1 protein-coding gene is annotated in these 1,017 nt (G+C 75.4%); it reads right to left on the bottom strand.

What is annotated here, in order from left to right; all coding sequences use genetic code 11:
• Positions 1–1,017: alpha/beta hydrolase family protein (locus tag ACIQOV_RS42825; protein WP_401056719.1), on the bottom strand; the 1,017-nt coding region annotated here is incomplete at both ends.

The raw sequence follows: 1,017 nt of genomic DNA, 5'->3' as shown, positions 1-1,017 counted from the left end.
GCTGCAACTGTCCCACCTGGCCAAGTAGGCGTCCCAGCAGATCACCGGGGACGGCGCGCAGGTGGAGGCCGAAGTAGGCGGTGAGGTAGGCGCGTTGGGCGGCGACGGCGCGCTGGGGGTCGCCGGTGCCGAGGAAGTGTTCCAGCTGGTCGGCGGGCCAGGAGAAGACGCTCTGGCCCTGGGGGACGAGGAGTTGGAGGTCGCAGTAGGACAGGTGTCCTGAGCGGGTGAGGGTCAGGCGGCGGCGCCAGCCGGTCAGGTGCGGCCACAGGGTGTCCCACATGGCGTCGCGGGCGGGGCTGTCCCAGGTGGAGGCCATCAGCAGCAGGGGGCGGTCCTGGTCGGCGGTGGCGCTGGTGCCGAACAGGGGGCCGTCCAGGACGGCGCCGGCGCGGATGCGCGGGTCGTCGTGCAGGGCCTGGGCGGTGGTGGCGCCGCCCATGGAGTGGCCGAACATGCCGACGGCGTCGAGGTCGAGGGCGGTGTGGAGGCCGGCGGGCAGCGGGCCGCTTTCGAGGCGGTCGAGCAGGCAGCGGGCGTCGGCGGCGCGGTAGGCGACGATCTCGGCGTCGGTCATCGCCTGGACGCGGGCCTTGTCGCGCACTTCGAGGCGGTGGCCGGGGAATTCGACCTCGCCGGCGTCGTAGGTGTGGTCGACGGCGGCGACGACGTGGCCGTGGGAGGCGAGTTCCTCGGCGAGGGCGGTGTTGAAGGCGCTGTCGGCGCCGGAGCCGTGGGAGTTGAGGACCACGGGGTGGCGGCGGCCGCGGTCGGCGGGCACGTTCGGGCGGGCGTGGGTGGTGGGCCAGGTGAGGCGGGCGTCGGGGACGGCGAAGTAGGCGGCCTGCAGGTGGGCGGTCTCGGCAGGGTTCATCCACGGCGCGTACGGGCCCCGGGCGCCGGGCGCGGCCGGGTACCAGAGGCGGGCGCGCAGTTCGCGCGGGCGCGGCGCGGGGGCCCAGGCGTCGGTGCGGGTGGCGTCGGTCAGGTACAGCAGGGCGGTGCCGACGGGGTGGG

It is taken from the genome of Kitasatospora sp. NPDC091257, from assembly GCF_044757675.1.
GTDB lineage: Bacteria > Actinomycetota > Actinomycetes > Streptomycetales > Streptomycetaceae > Kitasatospora > Kitasatospora lactacystinica.
The sequence above is the reverse complement of the archived record's forward strand: the minus strand, read 5'-3'. Positions and strand labels throughout refer to the sequence as shown.